The 20,000-nt window shown below is 72.2% G+C and carries 20 protein-coding genes and 1 pseudogene; 13 read left to right on the forward strand and 8 right to left on the reverse strand.

The window, feature by feature from the left end; genetic code table 11:
* Window positions 1-60: 60 nt before the first annotated feature.
* From QQS16_RS40445 to QQS16_RS40480, 8 genes are all read right to left on the reverse strand, one after another.
* Window positions 61-1,626, reverse strand: a complete 1,566-nt coding sequence (locus QQS16_RS40445) for an MFS transporter (protein WP_286067641.1) — start codon at window positions 1,624-1,626, stop codon at window positions 61-63.
* Between the two features lie 41 nt (window positions 1,627-1,667).
* A complete protein-coding gene (locus QQS16_RS40450) occupies window positions 1,668-3,089 on the reverse strand; it encodes an FAD-binding oxidoreductase (RefSeq protein WP_286067642.1) in 1,422 nt (473 codons plus the stop codon).
* Window positions 3,090-3,224: 135 nt separating this feature from the next.
* Complete coding sequence (locus QQS16_RS40455; RefSeq protein ID WP_286067643.1) at window positions 3,225-3,896, reverse strand: 4'-phosphopantetheinyl transferase superfamily protein; 672 nt, start codon at window positions 3,894-3,896, stop codon at window positions 3,225-3,227.
* The gene (locus QQS16_RS40460) at window positions 3,889-4,740 is read right to left on the reverse strand and encodes an alpha/beta fold hydrolase (protein ID WP_286067644.1); all 852 of its coding nucleotides are present in this window, start codon (window positions 4,738-4,740) and stop codon (window positions 3,889-3,891) included. Before QQS16_RS40460 ends, QQS16_RS40455 begins: the two co-directional genes overlap by 8 nt.
* A gap of 101 nt (window positions 4,741-4,841) precedes the next feature.
* On the reverse strand, window positions 4,842-5,678 hold the full coding sequence (locus tag QQS16_RS40465) for a class-II aminoacyl-tRNA synthetase family protein (RefSeq protein ID WP_286067645.1): 837 nt from the start codon (window positions 5,676-5,678) through the stop codon (window positions 4,842-4,844).
* Window positions 5,678-5,923, reverse strand: coding sequence for an acyl carrier protein (locus tag QQS16_RS40470; protein ID WP_286067646.1), 246 nt, complete (start codon window positions 5,921-5,923; stop codon window positions 5,678-5,680). Before QQS16_RS40470 ends, QQS16_RS40465 begins: the two co-directional genes overlap by 1 nt.
* Window positions 5,920-6,798: a diiron oxygenase gene (locus QQS16_RS40475; protein WP_286067647.1), complete on the reverse strand. Its 879-nt coding sequence runs from the start codon at window positions 6,796-6,798 to the stop codon at window positions 5,920-5,922. The genes QQS16_RS40470 and QQS16_RS40475 overlap by 4 nt, the downstream gene beginning before the upstream one ends.
* Window positions 6,799-6,895: 97 nt before the next feature.
* Window positions 6,896-7,594: a class I SAM-dependent methyltransferase gene (locus tag QQS16_RS40480; RefSeq protein WP_286067649.1), complete on the reverse strand. Its 699-nt coding sequence runs from the start codon at window positions 7,592-7,594 to the stop codon at window positions 6,896-6,898.
* Window positions 7,595-8,038: 444 nt separating this feature from the next.
* Here QQS16_RS40480 and QQS16_RS40485 point away from each other — a divergent pair, with 444 nt between their 5' ends.
* The 13 genes and pseudogenes from QQS16_RS40485 (at window position 8,039) to QQS16_RS40545 (ending at window position 19,928) form a co-directional block, all read left to right on the forward strand.
* On the forward strand, window positions 8,039-9,214 hold the full coding sequence (locus QQS16_RS40485) for an acyl-CoA dehydrogenase family protein (RefSeq protein ID WP_286067650.1): 1,176 nt from the start codon (window positions 8,039-8,041) through the stop codon (window positions 9,212-9,214).
* Window positions 9,215-9,376: 162 nt separating this feature from the next.
* On the forward strand, window positions 9,377-9,838 hold the full coding sequence (locus QQS16_RS40490; RefSeq protein WP_286067651.1) for a PhzA/PhzB family protein: 462 nt from the start codon (window positions 9,377-9,379) through the stop codon (window positions 9,836-9,838).
* Between the two features lie 50 nt (window positions 9,839-9,888).
* Window positions 9,889-11,061 carry a 3-deoxy-7-phosphoheptulonate synthase gene (locus QQS16_RS40495; protein ID WP_286067652.1) on the forward strand — a complete coding sequence of 391 codons (1,173 nt, stop codon included), beginning with the start codon at window positions 9,889-9,891 and terminating at the stop codon, window positions 11,059-11,061.
* Between the two features lie 86 nt (window positions 11,062-11,147).
* On the forward strand, window positions 11,148-11,771 hold the full coding sequence (locus QQS16_RS40500) for an isochorismatase family protein (protein ID WP_286067653.1): 624 nt from the start codon (window positions 11,148-11,150) through the stop codon (window positions 11,769-11,771).
* Entirely contained in the window at window positions 11,768-13,717 is a 1,950-nt protein-coding gene (locus QQS16_RS40505; RefSeq protein WP_286067654.1) for an anthranilate synthase family protein, read from the forward strand. Before QQS16_RS40500 ends, QQS16_RS40505 begins: the two co-directional genes overlap by 4 nt.
* Window positions 13,714-14,049 carry a hypothetical protein gene (locus QQS16_RS40510; protein ID WP_286067655.1) on the forward strand — a complete coding sequence of 112 codons (336 nt, stop codon included), beginning with the start codon at window positions 13,714-13,716 and terminating at the stop codon, window positions 14,047-14,049. Before QQS16_RS40505 ends, QQS16_RS40510 begins: the two co-directional genes overlap by 4 nt.
* 33 nt (window positions 14,050-14,082) lie before the next feature.
* Window positions 14,083-14,916, forward strand: coding sequence for a PhzF family phenazine biosynthesis protein (locus tag QQS16_RS40515; RefSeq protein WP_286067656.1), 834 nt, complete (start codon window positions 14,083-14,085; stop codon window positions 14,914-14,916).
* Between the two features lie 36 nt (window positions 14,917-14,952).
* Window positions 14,953-15,591, forward strand: coding sequence for a phenazine biosynthesis FMN-dependent oxidase PhzG (gene phzG / locus QQS16_RS40520; protein ID WP_286067657.1), 639 nt, complete (start codon window positions 14,953-14,955; stop codon window positions 15,589-15,591).
* A gap of 44 nt (window positions 15,592-15,635) precedes the next feature.
* Window positions 15,636-15,872 (forward strand): annotated as a pseudogene (locus tag QQS16_RS44140) (flavin reductase family protein); the annotation flags it as partial.
* A 92-nt stretch (window positions 15,873-15,964) separates the two neighbouring features.
* Window positions 15,965-16,507 (forward strand): VOC family protein, encoded by a 543-nt coding sequence (locus QQS16_RS40530; protein WP_286067658.1) that lies wholly within the window; start codon window positions 15,965-15,967, stop codon window positions 16,505-16,507.
* Between the two features lie 24 nt (window positions 16,508-16,531).
* Window positions 16,532-17,641 carry a phenylacetate--CoA ligase family protein gene (locus QQS16_RS40535; protein ID WP_286067659.1) on the forward strand — a complete coding sequence of 370 codons (1,110 nt, stop codon included), beginning with the start codon at window positions 16,532-16,534 and terminating at the stop codon, window positions 17,639-17,641.
* Window positions 17,641-19,047 (forward strand): aldehyde dehydrogenase family protein, encoded by a 1,407-nt coding sequence (locus QQS16_RS40540; RefSeq protein WP_286067660.1) that lies wholly within the window; start codon window positions 17,641-17,643, stop codon window positions 19,045-19,047. Before QQS16_RS40535 ends, QQS16_RS40540 begins: the two co-directional genes overlap by 1 nt.
* A gap of 56 nt (window positions 19,048-19,103) precedes the next feature.
* Window positions 19,104-19,928: a class I SAM-dependent methyltransferase gene (locus tag QQS16_RS40545; RefSeq protein WP_286067661.1), complete on the forward strand. Its 825-nt coding sequence runs from the start codon at window positions 19,104-19,106 to the stop codon at window positions 19,926-19,928.
* Window positions 19,929-20,000 lie beyond the last annotated feature (72 nt).

The following is a 20,000-nucleotide window of genomic DNA, read 5'->3' on the forward strand; positions in this document are numbered from 1 at the left end:
CCCGTGCTGCCCCGTCGGATCCGTCCTGAGGCCGGTGCCGACGGGGCACCGTGTGTTCTCTCAGCTCTCCGCGGCCACCGGGGACTGGCCGCGCGCGTCCGCCGCCGGGGCCTTCGGCGCCTGGGCGGCCTCGAAGTCCGCGGGACGGATCAGCAGCAGGGACAGCACACCGCCGACCAGGGCCAGCGAGGCGGAGACGGTCAACAGGGTGTTGAGGCCGTCCACGAAGCCGGCCGTGGCCAGCTGCTCGACCTTGTCCTGGTACTGCCCGGGGGCCAGCCGCACCGCCTGGTCGATCTCCCCGGCCCGGGTCAGCGCGGCGAACTGGTCGCTGCGACCCGCCAGCTCGGGGGTGCTGCCCAGCCCGTCGCGGAAACGGTCGCCGATGATGACGGCGAAGGTGGAGCCGAGGACCGCCACGCCCGCGCTCACGCCGAGCTGACGGAAAGTGCCGTTCACACCCGAGGCCATGCCCGAGCGGGAGAAGTCCACGACGCCCACGGCGGTGGAGGCCAGCGGTGGGTTCACCAGACCGGCGCCGATGCCGCCCAGCACCAGACCGGGGATGAAGTGCGTCCAGCCGGTGGACTCGGTGACCCCGCCCATCAGCAGCAGCGCGGCACCGACCACGAGCAGGCCGACCCCGATGAGGTAGCGGGGCTGGATCTTGGCACTGAGCCTGCCCGCGATGAGGGAGGCCGCCAGCATCGACAGGGAGGCGGTGAGCAGCCGAAGACCGGTCTCCAGGGAGGAGTACTGCAGAGCCTCCTGGAAGTAGATGGCCAGGAAGAGGAACATCGCGAACAGCGACCCGTTCATGGCGAAGGCCGCGATGGAACCACCGACGAAGGTGGGGATGCGGAACAGCTTGAGGTCGAACATCGGCTGCTCGGACCGGGCCTCGACGACGAGGAACGCGAGCAGCAGCGCGCTGCCCAGGGCCAGGCCGGTCACCGCGCCCGAGTTGCTCCACTCGGTCTCACCGGCGCGGATGAGCCCGTAGATCAGGGTGGCGAGGCCGCCCGTGAGCAGGATGAAGCCGGGCCAGTCCAGCCGCCGGGCGAAGGGGGACCTGGACTCGTCGACGCGCAGCGCGATGATCAGGGCCACGACGACGCCGATCGGCACGTTGATCAGGAAGATGCCGCGCCAGCTGATGCCGTTGGAGATGAGACCCCCGGCCACCGGGCCGATCGCGGAGGCCAGACCGGTGACCATGCCCCACACGCCGAACGCCGTGCCGCGCTCCTTGCCCTGGAAGCTGCCCGCCAGCAGGGCGAGACCGGTGGCGAACATCACCGAGCCACCCATGCCCTGCAGAACTCGGGACAGGATCAGCATCATCGGGGACTGCGCCACGCCGCACAGCAGGGAGGCCAGGGTGAACAGGCCCACGCCGATCGCATAGAGGCGCTTGCGGCCGAACCGGTCGGCGAGCGTGCCGCTCGTCAACAGGAGGGCGGCGAGGGCCAGCGCATATCCGTCGATCACCCACTGCAGGTCCGCGAAACTGGCATCGAGGTCCCGCTGCACGTCGGGCATGACGACGTACACGATGGTGGTGTCCAGCAGGAGCATGAACGTCCCGCCGCACACCCCCAACAGGGTCCACCATTTCTTTTCCATGTCGTTCCTTCTGCTCTCCGAGCGGTCGGTCGAGGGTCCGGCTACTGGGGATCGCCGGCCTCGGCCGGCGGGATGTTGTGGTTGAGCCGGAAGAGGTTTCCGCGGTCGTACGCCGCCTTGAGCCGGCGCAGCCGTCGGTAGTCGTCGGGCGCGTAGGCCGTGCGGACCTGGTCGGGGGTGGCGTTCGCGCCGTACAGGAAGTTCAGGGAGCGGCCCGTGGTGAGCGGGGCGAGCGCGTCGGTGACCCGGGTGTGCGCCGCCCGGACCGCCTCGGCGTCCTCGGGGGTGACCCGGTCGAGGACCGCGAGGAGGTAGCGGGCCTCGCGGTTGCCGACGCAGTTGGCCTCCCGAGGGGCCCGCGCGAGGGCGCCGCCGAGGTGGCGCACCTCCACGATGCTGGTGCGGGGAGCGCCGGGACCGGTCAGGGCCACCACAGTGCGGACCGTTTCCTCGTCCAGGTCGCTCAGCATGGCGTTGGTCCCGACGTAGGCCGCGGGCGGGACCGGGTCGTTGTGGATCGAGCCGGACTCCGTGTACGGCAGGACGCGTACCGAGTCGGCCAGCCGGGGCCCGAGCGCCCGCAGCGGAGCGATCAGGCGCTCCCCGGTGGCGGGGTCGCCGAGGAAGGCGATGCGCACATGCACCACGTACCGGCCGCGCAGGGGCGGGGGCAGCGACGGCAGGTCGGGCAGGGGCACGAGCGCGAGGGAGGAGGTCATCTCCTCGGGGGCCGTCTCGGTCCAGCGCACATAGGCGTTGAGGAGGTCCTCGGCGGAGGCACCGTCGAAGTACAGACCGCCGCCGTACAGGTGCCGGACCGGGACGAGGCCGACCTCCAGGGAGGTGACGATGCCGAAGTTGTCCCGGCCGCCGCGCAGGGCCCAGAACAGGTCGGACTCGCCGTCCGCGGTGATGTCGCGCAGCCGGCCGTCCGCGGTGACGCACTCGACGCGGTGGACGTGGTCGGCGGCGTAGCCGAATTTCCGGGCGAGCAGGCCCAGTCCGCCGCCGAGGGTGTAGGCGACCGCTCCCACGTGCGGAGCGCTGCCGCTGAGCGGGGCCAGGCCGTGCGGCGCGGCGGCCTCGACCACCTGCTGCCAGCTGACGCCCGCACCCAGGCGGGCGGTCCGGGCCGCCGGGTCGATCCGCACGTCGGTCATGCGGCGCGTGCTGACGAGCACGCCGGTCTCGGCGGGCAGGGCGGGGGAGTGGCCGGTCGCCTGCACACCCACCGGCAGGTCGTGCGCCGCCGCGAACTCCACCGCGAGCCTGACGTCCTCGGCGTCGGCGGCGCCGAGGACGAGGGCCGGGCGGTGCGGCCGGAAGGTCTGGTACCGGATGCGCTCCTCGTCGTACCCGTCGTCGTCGACGGTGAACAGCGGGCCGCTGACGCGCCCGGCCAGCTTCCCGACGGCTACGCTCAGGTCCGCCCGCACGGTGCGGGGTTCGAGCGGTGGGGTCACGGTCCGTTCCTTTCGCAGGGGGACGACAGTGCCGCCGGCGGGGGAAGTCAACGGCACGGTCGCCACGCCATTCATGTTCTTGACCTTGCGGCCAGAAGTCCAAGACCTGGTTTTTTGGGATAGCCAAACTTCTGGTTATGGCGCGCTCCGGCCTGCGGCCATGGCGGCGGTCGTTCCGGACTCGAACAGACGGGGCAGCGGCGCGGGCGGACTGTCGACGCGCACGGCCACCGCGAAAGCGAACGCCGGTACGACGACGTCCCGGATCAGCGCGTACTGGTCGCCCGCGCGGGCCCAGAGCCGGTCCTCGTGCCGGCGCAGGCGTACGCGCCAGAACAGCCCGCCGTGCGCCCGGCCGCAGTCGGACAGCGCCTTGAAGGCGGCTTCCTTGGCGGCGAACAGCCTGCGCAGGCCGGCCCGGTCGCCGTGCCAGAGCAGGTCCCGTTCGGACTCGTCCAGCAGGAACCTGTGCAGCCGTGGCTCGGGGAACCTCGCTTCCAGATCGACCCCGATCGCGCGAACGCCCGGCGCCACGGCGGCGACCGCGAGTTCGGTGGTGTGCGTGAGCGAAGCGGCGAACCCGCCCGGACACACCAACGGGGTACCGCCGGGCCGGTGTCCCACCGTCGTCACCGGGCTGCCCGCGCGCCGGAGCGCGGCGCGGACCGCGCGCAGCCCGGCCCGGTGCTGCTCGGCGACCATGCCCGGCGGGTCGACGGGAACGGCCTCCAGCACGATCCGCTGCGCACGGCCGGGGCCCCCGAGCGACCACTCGTCCGGGGGCCCCGCCAGGAACTGCTCAGTCACCCGTCCCGGCCACCCGCCTGAGGAACGACACGACCTCGCGTTGGAACCACTCGGGCTCCTCCAGGAACGCCAGGTGCCCGCCGTGCGGCACGGTGACCGTGGTGACGTCCGGGAGCAGCTTCTCCATCTCCTCCACCGCGTGCTGGCTCAGGGAGAAATCGTCGCCGCCCACGAACATCAGGGTCGGCTGCCGTATCTCCGCGATGATCGCGGGGGCGAGCGGCGCCTTCACCGACACCGCGAGCCCGGCCCGCAGGGACTCCACGGTGTGGATCCCGAGGAAGTTCTGCTTGCGGCCCATGAACCCGATGGGTCCCGCCGTCTCCACGGCCTGGTCGCCCGAGACCAGCGGGTACAGCTGGTCGTACAGCACGCCCAGACCCGAGGTGTCGAGCGTCTTCAGCCAGGACTTGGTGATCCGGCGCAGGCGCTGCGGTCCGTGCGGGCTCATCGCCGGTCCGGCCAGCACCAGACCGTGCACCCGCTCCGGGTGGGCCACCGCGAAGTCCCGGCAGATCAGCGTGGAGAACGACGTGCCCACCAGGAACGCCTTCTCCAGGCCCAGGGCGTCGAACAGGGCCTTCAGATCGGTGATGTGGTCTGCCCACTCCGGCTCGCCGCGCTGCGGACTCGAGTCGCCCTGGCCGCGCAGGTCGTACGAGGTCAGCCGGGCCACCGAGGCCAGGTTCGCGGTGTACGAGCGCCAGGACTTGCGGTCCATGAAGAAGTTGTTCACGAGGACGACGTCGGGACCGGAACCGCGTCGCTCGTAGGCGAGCTGTATCTCGTCGTTCACCTGGACCGTGCCGGTCTCGATGGCGTCGTCGACGGTCGTGTTGGTCATCGGTTCACCTTCAGCGGGAAGCCAACGGGGAAGCCGGCCGGCACGCGTGTGACCGGGCCGGAAGGGGCCGCGACCCCGAGTCGGTGCCGCGGCCGGTGGTTTCACGCCGCGTCCAGCAGCGCCTCCACGGCCGTCCGGGCGTCGCCGAACCGGGCGGTCAGCGCGTGCACCCACCGTTCCAGGCCGAAGGCGCAGCAGCTGGTCGAGGCGGGCGTGCCGTCCGGCAGGGAGATCTCGCAGCGCTCCCCGAAGAAGTTGCGGTGGTAGTTCACCGAGCCGATGGCCAGGCCGTCGACGACGAACTCCTCCTTGACCGGGAAGAGCCGCTGCATCTTTGCCCGGGATCCGTTGCGGTCGAAGAACGGGTCGGTGGCCACCTGGGTCTCCACCTTCAGGCCGAGCCGCTCGGCCAGGCCCAGCACCAGCTCCTGGGTCCGGGTCAGGTGCTGCGTGGCACCGTCGGCCGTCCCGACGAAGACGATCTCCCGCATCGAGAAGCCGAGCAGCCGGCGCAGCCCCTCGTAGTGCGTCTCGTTGCGGAAGCAGGTGGCGAGGGTGCTGACGCGGTTCTCCGGCGCGGGCAGCGTCTGGCCGCGCAGGTGGAAGTAGACCGAATAGCAGGCGGCGGACGGCAGGGCCAGCGCGGCGTCGTTGAGGACCCCGGTCGGCAGCGCCTCGAGCGGGCCCTCGGCGTCGGCCCGCAGCTCCTTCAGCCGCTCCGGGTCGGCCGTCGTCGCCGCCAGGCCCAGGTGCGGGAAGTTCTCGTAGTAGTCGATGTCCTCCAGATCACGCGGCCGCAGCAGGAACGGATAGCGGCGTTCCTGGGCGCCCAGCTGCTGCGCCCACGACAGCACCAGTGAGTCGAAGGCCCGGAGCAGGCGCAGTTCGTCCGCGCCGAGCACGCCCAGGCCGTTGTCCGTCCGGGTGCCGGTACCCATCAGTTCGCCGCTCCCACGAGGAAGCGCTTCTCGATGGCGCGCAGGGTGCGGAAGTCCTCCACGTCGATGTCCTCCGGGTCGATGGTCTCGCCGCTCAGCTCCTCCAGCAGGTACAGGAACTCGACGAACGCCAGCGAGTCGACCGCCCGGCGGTCGATGAGGTCGTCGTCCATGCCGAGCTCGCCCACCTCCGGGTTGCGCTGGTGGATGAAGTCGAGGATCTTGGACAGCTTGTCGTCGCTCATGCCGTGGCTCCCTGAACCTGCAGGCCGTTTCGGGCGAGGAACTTCCGCGTGCGGTTGAGGATGCTGTCGTGCGCGGCGTGGCGGGCCGGGTGCTCCAGGAGCCGGCGGCGCAGCTCCAGCGGCTCGGCCAGACCGGCGTCGCGGTAGACAGCGGGGTTGTACAGACTGCGGACGCTGTACTCGAGGTACGCGTCCAGGTACCTGGCCAGCACGGGGATGTCCTCCGGCCGGCGCTCCTTGACCTGGTCCAGGAGCTGGGTGAACAGGTGCCGCCCGAAGGCGACGTGCCGGCTCTCGTCCTGGTGGTGAACCCGGTTGATCTCCCGCGCGATGTGCGGCAGTGCCTGGTCCGTGGCCATGCGGGCGTTGAAGTAGTCGACGAGCTCTTCGAAGATCAGGATCCGGGCGAAGATCACCAGCTCGGTCGCGGCCTCGCCGACTCCCTCGATCCGGCCCATGCCGACCTGCGGGACCGCCGGGTACACCTTGCCGCCGTACTTCAGGCAGAAGGTCCCGAAGAACCACATGTGCTCGTTCTCCTCACCGATGAAGTGGTGGAGGAACTCCGAGGCGTCGGCGTAAGTCCTGGTGTGGATGCGGAGCACGACCTCGCTCAGCAGTTCGCGGATGCCGTGGACGTTGAGGCTGAAGAAGTGCACCGCCTCGTGCCGGGTCAGGGCGAGCTGCTGCTCACGTGTCAGCGCGTCCCATTCCTCGGTCCCGGCCAGCGTGACCAGGTCCTCGCTCATCCACGGCCGGTCCGTCTCCAGCGTCTCCGGCCAGTCGAAGATGGTGTACGGGTTGTAGTAGTCGGACTCCGCCATCGCTTCCAGCCGGGTCAGATCCAGCTTGACGGGCTTGACGGTCGTCGCCATCGGCAGACCTTCTTTCGAGAGAGTGCGGTGGTGCAACGGGCGGGGCGGGCGCCGGCGGCCAGGGTTCGGCCGTGGTCCGGCCGGCCCCGCGGGCGGATCAGGACCGCTCGGCCAGGACGGACCAGACCGGCAGCAGGGTGCGTCCCCGGTCGTCGATCTCCACCTGGACACCGGTCTTGGCCAGGAAGGTCCGGGTGGCCTCCGCGACACCCAGATAGGTGGACCGGCGCAGTTCTGTCACCGTCCAGCCGGCCTCGGTCAGGATGTGGCGCACCGCCTGCTCGGTCACGGCGAGCGGCTCGGGCATCCCGCCCGGTACGGCGGCGAAGCACAGCATGTCGAGCCAGGCGCCGGGCCTGGCGGCCCGGTGCAGCGCGGCGGCGTACCGGCTGCGGCCGTCCGCGTCCAGGGTGTGGAACAGCGCGCTGTCCAGCACGGTGTCGAAGCGGCCCTCGTACCCGGCCAGGCTGGTGGCGTCCGCGACGGCGAACTCGATGTCGGCGTCCCCGGCCCGCTCGATCGCCCGTTCGATCGCCGTGGAGGCGGCGTCGACGGCGGTGACGCGGTAACCGCGGGACGCCAGGAAGACGGCGTTGTCGCCGAGACCGCAACCGGCGTCCAGTACTTCACCGCGAATTCGGCCCCGCTGCTCGAATTCAATGACACCGGGCTGGGGTTCAGCAATGTCCCAGGGGACCTTGGTTATGCCGGCGTCCTCCAGCAGGTCACCCCCGCGGTAGACGGCGTTGAAGTCGGCAGTCGCGAAATCAAAGGGCTGCTGGGTGCTTTTGCTCATACAGGTCTCCCACGGTGAAAGGGTCCGGTGTCCTGCGCTGCCGAACCAAAGGGATTACCACACCGCCGTTCTGTGCGTAAGGCACGCCCGCCCCGGGGCGGGCCGTGTTCAACTGAGGAAACTCCACGATTGAACGGGGCCCGTGGCGTGCCGACGCCGCGTCCCGGCCGCAGGCGGCGCAGGTGCGGGTGGCGGCAGGGAAGAATCTATTCCGCTTTCTTCGCGCCGGGTATCCGGCCCCGGCGAAGCGCCGGAAGCGGAACGCGATATTTCGCATCTGCTCCCGTGAAGTTATCCGGGGTGGTTGCGCCGGGCCGGTCAACGTACGATGCCGTGGCGGTCGGGAGAAACGGACCGTGATTCATCCGGAGCGACATCCGCACCGGGACGTCCGCGTCCTGAAAATCCGGAAGGAAAAGGAAATTGCCCGGTTCAGAGAAGAACTTGGATTCCCCACAGGCCGAGCTGGTCGGCCGTGCCGCCGAACTCCGTGAAGAACTGTGGAAACAGGCGGCGGAAAGTGACCGGGCCCGCCGGCTGTCCGACGAGGTCATGTCCCGCATCACCGGCACCGGCCTGACCAGGCTGCTGACCCCCGAGCGACTGGGCGGCCACGAGACCTCGGTGCGCACGCTGCTGGAGGTCTGCGCCGAACTCGGGCGCGGCTGCCCCTCGGCCGCCTGGGTCACCGGCGTGCTCAACGTCGGCAACTTCGTCGTCTCGCTCTTCCCCGAACGGACCCGGGAGGAAGTGTGGGGCGAGAACCCGGACGCCCGCACCGCGCTCATCCTGGGTGCGCCGGTGCGGACCGTGGAGCGGGTGGACGGGGGCACCCGGGTCAGTGGCGAGTGGCCGTACGCCTCCGGCTCGCTGCACGCGGAGTGGATCGGCGGTCTGGTGCTGGCAGACACTGGAAGCGGGCCCCAGCCGCACTTCGCGCTGATGCCGGCCGGCGACGTGTCGATCCGGGACACCTGGCACTTCACCGGGATGCGGGGCACCGGCAGCAACACGGTCGTCGCGGACCGGATCATCGTCCCCGAGCACCGGCTGCTCCCGTACAAGCCGCTGATCGACGGCGAGACCGACGGTCTGGTCCCGGCGGACCGCCCGTACCGCAACAGCCTGACCGGGGTGTTCATGACCGGCCTGATCGGCTCGCTCATCGGCGGCGCCGACGCGGCCCTGCACTATGCCCTGGAGCACGCGGCCACCCGCCGGGTGGCCGGCACCACCTACGCCAACCAGGCGGAGTCGCCCAGCGCCCGGCTGGGCCTGGCCCGGGCCGCGACCCGGCTCGACACCGCCCGGCTGCACGCCCGGAGGCTGGCCGACAGCGTCGACGAGCACGCCCGCGCGGGCGAGAACCCGGACCTGCTCACCCGCGCCCGGGCCCGCATGGACTCCACCCACGTCGTCCAGCAGTGCCGCGAGGCGGTCGACGAGATCGTCACCGTCTACGGCTCCTCCGCCTTCGACGAGTCCAGCCCACTCCAACGGCTCTGGCGCGACGTCCACGTGGGCAGCCGGCACGCCGGCTTCGGCATGGGCATCCCCGAGCAGGTCTACGGCAGCGCGCTGGTCGGCCACGACCCGCGCACCATCAGCATGCTGGTCTGACGGCACGGGCGGGGCGGGCCCGCCCCGCCCGTGCCGTCAGACCGCAGCTGCCAGCGACGCACCCCTACGACTCCCGGGCGCACCGGGCCATTCGCTGTGTCCCGCCGACGCGGACCGACAGCGCCCCGGCACGCCCAGCGACGACGGAAAGCGAGATCACGCATGTCCGACGAGCACGAGATACGCCAGCACAACCGCGCCATCGTCGCGCAGTACATGAACACCCGCGGCCAGGACCGGCTGGAACGGCACCTGCTGTTCACGGAGGACGGCACCGGCGGCCTGTGGACCACGGAGACCGGCGAGCCCATCGTCATCAACGGCCGGAACCGGCTCGGCGAGCACGCCGTCTGGTCGCTGAAGTGTTTCCCGGACTGGGCGTGGACGAACGTCGAGATCTTCGACACCCAGGACCCCAACCGCTTCTGGGTGGAGTGCGACGGCGAGGGCCAGATCCTCTTCCCGGGCTATCCGCCCGGCCACTACCGCAACCACTTCCTGCACTCCTTCCTGTTCGAGGACGGAAAGATCAAGCAGCAGCGCGAGTTCATGAACCCCTGCCAGCAGTTCCGGGCCCTGGGCATCGAGGTCCCCACGGTCCGCCGGGACGGCATCCCGACCTGACGCCAGCCGACCGACCGTAGATCCCCGACTCGACCCCGCAGGGGGAGACCGTGCGCACCACAGTCCAGGACATCCAGACCTCACCAGCCCTCCAGCAGCCCCACTGGGAGGACGCCCGCCCGGTGGCACGGGTGCGCGACACCCTCGGCACCTGTCCGCCGCTGGTGACCGCGGACGGCGTCGAAGAGCTGCGGCAGTTGCTCGCCGACGTCGCCGCCGGCCGGGCCCACCTGCTGCAGGCCGGGGACTGCGCCGAGGACCCGGCGGAGTCGACCCCGTACCACGTGCGCCGCAAGACCGCGCTGCTGGACCGGCTCGTCAGCACCGTCGAAGCGGTCACCGGGAAGCCGGTCGTGCGGGTCGGAAGGATCGCCGGACAGTTCGCCAAACCCCGCTCCAAGCCGGTGGAGCAGGTCGGCGACGTCACCCTGCCGGTCTTCCGCGGGCACATGGTCAACGGGCCGGAGGCCGACCCGGCCGAGCGGCGCCCCGACCCCGAGCGCATCCTGACCTGCTTCCGGGCCGCCCAGGACGTCGTACGGGAGCTGGACGCGGTCAACGCGGGCCGCCCGGCCGCGGAACGGATCTGGACCAGTCACGAGGCACTGCTGCTCGACTTCGAGCTGCCGATGCTGCGGTCCGTCGGCCCCGGCCGGCCCTTCCTCGGCTCCGCGCACTTGCCGTGGATCGGGGAGCGGACCCGCCAGCCGGACGGAGCGCACGTCCGGCTCCTCGCCGGCATCGTCAACCCCGTCGCCTGCAAGGTCGGCTCGGGCACCACCACCGAGGACGTCACCGAGCTGGCCGAACGGCTGGACCCGGCACGACAGCCCGGGCGGCTGGTGCTCATCGCCCGGATGGGCGCCGGTTTCGTGTCCAGCCGGCTGCCGGCGCTGGTGGAGGCGGTACGGGCCGCGGGGCATCCGGCGGTGTGGCTGTGCGACCCGATGCACGGCAACACCATCACCAGCCCCGACGGCCACAAGACCCGGCTGCTGGACGTGATGCTCACGGAGATCCACGGCTTCGGCGAGGTGATGGCGGCGGTCGGCGGCGTGAACGGCGGACTGCACCTGGAGACCACCCCGGACGACGTCACGGAGTGCGCCGCCGACATCTCCGAGATCGGCAGGGTGGGCGACCGCCACACCACCTTCTGTGATCCCCGGCTCAATCCGCAGCAGGCGCTGCACCTGGTGTCCGGCTGGGCGAGGACGCTCTGAACGCCGCCGCCCGGGCCCCCGGGCGGCCACACGATCTGTCCCGCCCCGGGCCCCCTTCCCCTCACCGCCATGAAAGGAGCCGACCGGTGGTTGGCATACCCGCCATCGCCCCCTACGCCCTGCCGACGGCAGACAGCCTCCCGACGAACGTGGCCACCTGGGCGCCGGACCCCCAGCGCGCGGCTCTGGTGGTCCACGACATGCAGCGCTTCTTCCTGCGTCCGCTCCCCGACCCGCTCCGCTCCCAGCTCGTCCACAACGCCGCGCTCCTGCGCAAGCGCGCCGCGAGCCTCGGAGTCCCGGTCGGCTACTCCGCGCAGCCGGGCGGGATGACGGAGGCGGAGCGGGGGCTGCTCAAGGACTTCTGGGGTCCGGGCATGCGCACCGCGCCCGAGGACCGCGAGGTGGTGCCGGAACTGGCCCCCGACCCGGACGACTGGCTGCTGACCAAGCGGCGCTACAGCGCCTTCCACGGCTCCGACCTCCTGGAGCGGCTGCGGGCCGCCGGCCGCGACCAACTGGTGCTGTGCGGGGTCTACGCCCACATCGGCGTGCTGGCCACGGCCGTCGACGCCTTCAGCCACGACATCCAGGTGTTCCTCGCCGCCGACGCCGTCGCCGACTTCTCCGCCGAGCGGCACCGCCTCGCCCTGGACTACGTGGCCCAGCGCTGCGGGGTGGTGCTGCCCGGCGCCGAGGTGTTCCGGTGAGCGCCCCGGACGCGGCGGGCCGGCCCGTCGGCCCCGACCTGCTCGACCGCGTCCTCGCCGCGCCTGCACCGCTCGACTTCGCGCTGCTGCACCGGCCGGAGGGCGGCACGCCCGGCACGGTCGACGTCCTGCTGGGCGAGGTCTCCCACCCCGCCTCGCTGGCCGCTCTTCCGCTGCCCGAGACCACCGACGCCCCCGCCGCCGGCCCGGCCCACGAGGCGCTGGTCCTCGTGCCCTACCGGCAGCTCGCCGAGCGGGGCTTCGCCGCCCCCGACGACGGGGCTCCGCTGATCGCCCTGGCCGTCACCGAGCAGGCCACGCTGCCCCTGGCGGACACCCTGGCCCGGCTGCCCGGCGCCCCGGTGACCCTGTCCGGGCACCGCTTCGACCTGTCCGACGAGGAGTACGCCGACATCGTGCGGCGCGTGGTGGCCGACGAGATCGGCACCGGGGAGGGCGCCAACTTCGTCCTCCGGCGCACCCTGCTGGCCGACCTCGGCGACTACTCCCCGCACACGGCACTGGCCGTCTTCCGGCGGCTGACCGCGCTGGAGCCGAGCGCGTACTGGACCTTCGTCATCCACGTGGGCGGCCGGGCCTTCGTGGGCGCCACCCCCGAGCGCCACGTCTCGGTGCGGGAGGGCCGCGCCGTGATGAACCCCATCAGCGGCACCTACCGTTACCCGCCCGGCGGCCCCGACCTCGACGGCCTCACCGCGTTCCTGCAGGACCGCAAGGAGACCGACGAGCTGTACATGGTGCTCGACGAGGAACTGAAGATGATGTCCCGGATCTGCGAGCCCGGCGTCCGGGTCACCGGGCCCGCCCTGAAGGAGATGGCGCGGCTCGCCCACACGGAGTACTTCATCGAGGGCCGCACCCGCAGCGACGTCCGTGAGATCCTGCGCGAAACACTGTTCGCGCCGACCGTCACCGGCAGCCCCGTGGAGAGTGCGGCCCGGGTCATCGCCCGCCACGAGCCCCAGGGCCGCGGCTACTACAGCGGCGTCGCCGCACTGATCAGCCGCGAGCCCTCGGGCGAGCGGTCGATGGACTCGGCCATCCTGATCCGCACCGCCGACATCGCGCCCGACGGCCGTCTGGCACTCACGGTCGGCGCGACCCTGGTGCGCCACTCGTCCCCGCGGGCCGAGGCGGCCGAAACCCGGGCCAAGGCGGCCGGCCTGCTCGACGCCCTGGACGCGGCCCCCGACGCGGGAACACTCCCCGCCGCTCCGGCCGGCACCCCGGCCCCCCGCTTCGCCGGCCACCCCGAGATCCGCGAGGCCCTGCGCGGCCGCAACGCGGACATCGCCGACTTCTGGCTGGCGTCCACGCTCCCGGGCTCGCTGACCGTACCCGCGCTGGAGGGCCTGAAGGTGCTGGTGGTCGACGCCGAGGACACCTTCACCGCGATGATCGCGCAGCAGCTCGAAGCCCTGGGGCCCACCGCGGAGGTCCTGCGCTACGACAAGCCCTACGCCCTCGACGGGTACGACGCGGTCGTCATGGGCCCCGGACCGGGCGATCCGCGGGCCGGCGCCGACCCGAAGATCGCGGCGCTCGACGCGGCCGTGGCCAGGCTGCTGGCGGACCGCCTCCCCTTCCTCGCGGTCTGCCTGAGCCACCAGGTGCTCAGCCTCAGACTCGGCTTCGACCTGATCCGGCGGGCCGAGCCCAACCAGGGCGTGCAGCGGACCATCGACCTGTTCGGCCGGACCGAACGCGTCGGCTACTACAACACCTTCGCGGCCGTCAGCCCCTCCGACCACCGGGACGTACCCGGCGTGGGACGGGTCGAGGTCAGCCGGGACCCGACCACCGGGGAGGTGGACGCGCTGCGCGGGCCGCGCTTCGCCTCCTTCCAGTTCCACGCCGAATCGGTGCTCACCGTCGACGGCCCCCGGCTGCTCGCCGACGCCCTGCGGGGGGTGCTCACCCGGTGAAGCTGGAGATTGCCTGGTGGGACCTGGACGGATCACCGCAGAGCGTCGAGTCGCTGCGGACCCACCTGCGCGACGGGGTGGCCGACGACTGGGCCGACGTACCCGGGCTGCGCCTGAAGTTCTGGGTGGCCGACCGGGACCGCAACCGGTGGGGCGCCGTCATGGTCTGGGAGACGGACCGGCCGGCCGGCCACCCCCTGCCGCCCAACCGGGCCGCCGAACTGATCGGACGGCCCCCCGGTCACCGCATGCGCTTCGACGTCGAAGCCGTCGCCGAGGGCGTGCACGCCCTGCCCGTCCTGCACGGTCTCGGTGCCGCGCTGACCGGCTGAACCCGTCCGTCCCGCCCTTCAGGAGCCTCGCTGATGCACGAGTACATGCTGGTGGACGCCTTCTCCCGAAGGCCCCTGTACGGCAACCCCGTCGCCGTGTTCCTCGACGCGTCCGACCTGACGGCCGAGCTGATGCAGCGCATCGCGCGGGAGATGAACCTCTCCGAGACGACTTTCGTGCTGCCCGCCCGGCAGGGCGGCGACGCGCACATCCGGATCTTCACGCCGGTCAACGAGCTCCCGTTCGCCGGGCACCCGCTGCTCGGCACAGCGGTCGCGCTCGGCGAGACGCTGAAGCGGGACCGGCTCCGGCTGGAGACGGCGATGGGGACCGTCCCCGTCGAACTCGGTGACGACGACGGCGCGGTGACGGTCCGCATGCACCAACCGCACCCGGTCTGGGAACCGTACGAGCATGCGGAGGAACTGCTGGACGCGCTCGGCGTGACCGCCTCCACCGCACCGGTGGAGGCGTACCGCAACGGCCCCCGACACGTCTTCGTGGGCCTGGAGAGCGTGGCCGCCCTGTCGGCGCTGCGGCCGGACCACCGCGCGCTGTCCCGCTTCCCCGACATGGCGGCCAACTGCTTCGCGGGCGAGGGCCGGCACTGGCGCACCCGGATGTTCTCCCCGGCCTACGGCGTGGTGGAGGACGCGGCGACCGGCTCGGCGGCCGGACCGCTCGCCATCCATCTCGCCCGGCACGGCCTGGCCGCCTACCGGCAGCACCTGGAGATCCTCCAGGGCGTCGAGATGGGCCGCCCCTCACTGATGCTCGCCACGGCCGAGGGCGACGGCGAGCACATCACGTCCGTTCACGTCGGCGGCCATGGCGTCCCGGTGGGGCGCGGCACCCTCTACGTCTAGGCGCCCGGCGGGTATCCGCCGCCAGGAAGGCACGGTATGAGCACCAGCAAGTTCGAGAGCCTCACCGGGCGTACCGACCTCGGCTTCCCGGAGTACGACGCCCCCCCGCCCGAGCCGATGGGCCTGGTGCAGCGGTGGCTGGCCGACGCGGTCGAGCGGGGCGTGCGGGAACCGCGGGCACTGGCCCTGGCCACCGCCGACAAACGGGGCCGGACCTCCACCCGCATCGTGGCGTTCACCGCAATCGACGACCAGGGACTGCTGTTCACCACGCACAGCACCAGCCGCAAGAGCCGGGACATCGCCGAGACCGGCTGGGCCTCGGGACTGCTCTACTGGCGTGAGACAGGCCGTCAGATCAGCCTCGGTGGGCCCGCCGTCCCGGTCGGCGACGCCGAGGCGGACGCCCTGTGGCACGCCCGGCCCGTGCCCCTGCACGCCATGTCCGCGGCGTCCCGGCAGAGCGAGCCGCTCACCGATCCGGCGGCGCTGCGTTCGGAGGCCGAGCTGCTCGGCGAGACCGGAACGGCGCTCGACCGCCCGGACCGATTCGTCGGCTACCGGCTGCGGCCCCACGAGGTCGAGTTCTGGAGCGCGCGGTCGGACCGGCTGCACCACCGACTGAGGTACGCGTGGGACCGGGATGCCTGGCACGTCTCCCGGCTCCAGCCCTAGCGGCGGGACGGCCGGCCATGGAGACCGCCGACTTCACCCGCGCCATGTCCCGCGTACCGGGCCCGGTGACCGTGGTCACCACGGCCGACGCCGGCGGCACCGCGCACGGCTTCACCGCCGGCTCGTTCAGCTCCGCCTCGCTGGAACCGCCGCTCGTCCTGGTCTGCCTGGACAAGGACGCCAGCACCCACGCGGCGTTCACCCGCGCCCGGCACTTCCTCGTGAACGTGCTGGGCCGGGGCGATGAGCACATCGCGCGGCGGTTCGCCACGTCGAGCATCGAACGGTTCGCCACCGGGGAGATGCGCCCCCTGGAGCTGGGACTGCCCGGGCTGCCCGGGGATCGGTCCGCATCGCGTGCAGGCTGCAGTCCGTGCTGGACGCTGGAGACCACAGCCTGCTCCTGGGCCGGGTCGAGGCCACCTCCACCGGCGGCCGCACCCCGCTGGTGTACGTCGACCGCTCCTTCCACCACCCCGCGCACGACGCGCCCCCGACCCCCTCACCCACCGACCCCAGGAGCCACCGGCCCATGCAGGAACGCGCGTTCCCCCTGATCTTCGCCGACCGCGTGACGGCGACCGCCGAGTTCTACGAGCGGCTCGGCTTCACCCGCTGGCGCCAGAACCCGCCCGAGGGCGAACCCACCTACATCGCCCTGCGGCGCGGCACGGCGGAGCTGGCCGTGGTCTCCACCGCCTGGCCCGAGACCCAGTACGGCAGCCCGGCCGGTCGGGGGCCGCGGTTCGAGATGTTCGTCCTGGTCGACGACCTCGACATGACGCTGAAGGAGCTCGCCGACGCGTCGGTCCCGTTGCTGCGCGCCCCCGTGGACATGCCGTGGGGCGAGCGGATCGCCTACGTCACCGACCCGGACGGCAATCCCGTCGCCCTGGCCGCCGCCCCCCACTCCTGACCGCAGACCTCCCTGGGACGCACCATGACGCTGGACATCGCCGAGATCACCGGCATCCTCGAACCTCCGCTCGACACCCGGCCCGACCCGGACGCCTTCGTCCAGGCCGCCATGGCCTGGCACTTCCACCCGGACACCGGCTCACCGTTCTGGCTGAAGCGCGCCGGGACACTCGACTTCGACCCCCGCCGTGACGTACGCACCCTCGACGACCTCACCCTCTTCCCGAACGTCGCGGCCGAACTGCGGCACGTGCCGGCCGCCGACCTGATCCCGCGCGGCTACGGGAACTGTCCCGACGTGGTGGGCGTCTTCGAGAGCGGCGGCACCACCGGCGCCCCCAAACGCGTGGTCCTGTTGCGCGACTGGCTGGAGCGGATGCTCGCCTGGAGCAACGCGGCACTGGACGCCCACGGCTTCCCCCGCGGCGCCGACTGGCTGGGCCTGGTCCCCAGCGGCCCGCACATCGTCGGCGAGTACTTCCGCCGCTCCGCCACCACCCACGGGCGGTACGGCTTCTCCGTCGACCTCGACCCGCGCTGGGTGAAGCGGACCATCGCCGAGGGGCGCGGCGGCGAGGCCTCCGCGTACGCCGAACACGTCATCGACCAGGCCGAGGAGGTGCTGCGCACCCAGGACGTCTCCGTGCTGACCATCACCCCGCCGCTGCTGGAGCGGCTGACCCGTCGCAACGACCTCGTCGACCTGGTCAACGACAAGGTCCGCGCCATCCGCTGGGGCGGCACCCAGCTCGACGCCGACTCCCGCCACCTGTACCGCACGGAGGTCTTTCCCGACACGGTGTTCAGCGGCAACTACGGCAGCACGATGATCCTGGGCTTCGCCGGCGAGCGCCCGGGACTCCCCGGCGACGGCCCTTGCGTCTTCGACACCCTGGGCCCGTACGTCACCTTCCAAGTCGTCGACCCGCAGACCCGCAAGCCCGTCGCGTACGGGGAGCGCGGACGCGTGGTCGCCCACCACGTCAGCAAGTCGTTCCTGCTGCCCAACAACCTCGAACGCGACCTGGCTACCCGGGTCGAGCCGCCCGAGGGCGGCTTCGGGGACTCCGTCGCCGACATCGCGCCCGTGGACACGTTCGAGGAGGAGACGGTCATCGAGGGGGTCTACTGATGTCCGCCGCACCCGGCGATCCGACGGCCGGCGGTGGGGAACCGCTCCAGTTGGACGCGCTCGGACCCAAGGTCCCCTATCGCGCCCGCAACCGGCTCGCCGTCACCGATGTCACGGGCGCGCCCACCGCCGAACTGAGCCTGGTGCCCGGTGTGTTCGTGCACCGGACGCTCGCCGCGCTGCGCCGTGCCGCGCCTCTGGCCCCGGACGAGCGGGCCGCCGCGCTGGCCCGCGCCGCGGACCTGTTCGCCTCCGGTACCGTGGCCGGCCGGTCCGTCGCCGAGTACGAGCACGCCGTGAGCCGGGTCGGCGGCGTACCCGTCTCCGTTGTGCGCACGGCGACCCGCGCCATCGGCGCCCGCCTGTCCGTCGCCCACCGCAGTGCCCGGCAGGCCCGGCCGCAGGGCGCGGCCGAGGACTGGCGCGACCCGCTCACCCGGGCCGGCCGCGCGGTGTGGACCCGGCGCGGCGAGACCTTCGCGGTGAACGCCGCGGGCAACCACCCCGGAACGCACAGCCTGTGGCCCGAGGCTCTGGCCCTCGGCTATCGCGTCGCCGTGCGCCCCTCGCGCCGCGAACCCTTCACGCCCCACCGACTGATCAGCGCCCTGCGCACCGCGGGCTTCGCCCCCGACCACGTGGCACTGCTGCCCACCGGCCACGACCGCACGGACGATCTGCTGAACGGCACCGACCTCGGCATGGTGTACGGCGGCGAGGACGTGGTCCGCCGCTACCGCGCCGATCCGACGGTGCTGACCCAGGGCCCGGGCCGCTCCAAGGTCCTGCTGACCGCCGACGTCGACTGGCGCGACCACCTCGACACCATCGTCGAGTCGGTCGCCCACCACGGCGGCACCGGATGCGTCAACGCCACCTCCGTCCACATCGAGGGTGACCCGACGCCGCTGTGCGAGGCCCTGGCCGAGCGCCTGGGCGCGCTGCCGGTCCTCCCGCCCGAGGACGACAAGGCCGTCCTGCCGGTTCAGCCCGTCGCCACCGCCCGGGCTCTCGCGGCGCACCTGACGAAACGGGCCGCCGGCACCCGGCCGTGGCTGGGAGCCGACGGGGTGGTGGCCGAACTCGGCGACGGCAGCGCCGTGCTGCGGCCGGCCGTGCACCAGACCGACCGCGCCGACGCGCCGCAACTGGGCGCTGAGCTGCCCTTCCCCTGCGTGTGGGTGGCGCCCTGGACCCCCGAGGCGGGGCTCGCCGTGCTGCGGCACAGCCTCGTCCTCACCGTTCTGACCCGTCAGGAGGAGCTGATCGACCAGCTGCTGGACGAACCGACCATCAGCAATGTGTACGTGGGTGACGTGCCGACGTACCGGATCGCGCCCGGACTGCCGCACGACGGATTCCTCGCCGACTTCCTGATGCGCGCCAAGACCGTCATCCGAAGCTGAGCACGCCTCTTTGCCATCACCCGCTCAATGCCGCCCTAGAAGGGATCACCACACCCATGCACGCCGTTTCGTACACCGCCCAGTGGATGGCAGCCGCCCGCGCGCTGGAGTCCGAGCGCGAGGACGCGTTGTTCGTCGACCCCCTGGCGCGGGACCTCGCCGAACCCAAGGGCTTCGAACTCATCGACCGCTACGTCGGCGGCGGACTGCTGCCATTCATCTCCATCCGCACCCGCTTCCTCGACGACGCGATCCGCGACCTGCTGGCGGACGGCACCATCGGCCAGGTCGTGCTGATCGCCGCCGGCATGGACACCCGCGCGTTCCGGCTGGACTGGCCCGACGACGTCGACGTGTACGAGGTCGACCACGGCCCCCTCATCGCAGAAAAGCGGCGCCGGCTGGACAAGCTCGGCGCGAAGCCGAACGTGCGGCGCCACGAGGTGTCCGCCGACCTCACCCAGGAGTGGCTGCCCGCGCTGGAGGAGGCCGGCTTCGACCGGTCGCGGCCCACCCTGTGGGTCGCCGAGGCCCTGACGTTCTTCCTCACCGAGGAACAGGCGGCCGCACTGCTGCGGCTGTTCGCCTCGGCCTCCGCGCCCGGCAGCCACCTCGCCTTCGACATCCTCGGCCGGGGGCTGCTGCGCAGCCCGTTCTCCAAGGCGTTCCTCGACCGGCTCGCGGCGGACGGCACGCCCTGGATCTTCGGCACGGACGAGCCGGAGCCGTTCCTCGCCGCGAACGGCTGGGAGATCGAGAGCCTGAAGGAGCCCGGGCAGCCCGGTGCCGGTGAGGGCCGCTGGCCCTACGAGGTGCAGCCGCGCGAGCGGCGCCACGCCAACCGCCTGTGGCTGATCCGCGCCCGTCTCGCCGCACAGTGACGACCGGGTCCCCCGCGCGCCGCGCGGGGGACCCGGTCGTCGGAGCTCGGGGCGCCCAAGGGCGCCCCGAGG

The organism is Streptomyces sp. ALI-76-A (assembly GCF_030287445.1).
GTDB lineage: Bacteria > Actinomycetota > Actinomycetes > Streptomycetales > Streptomycetaceae > Streptomyces.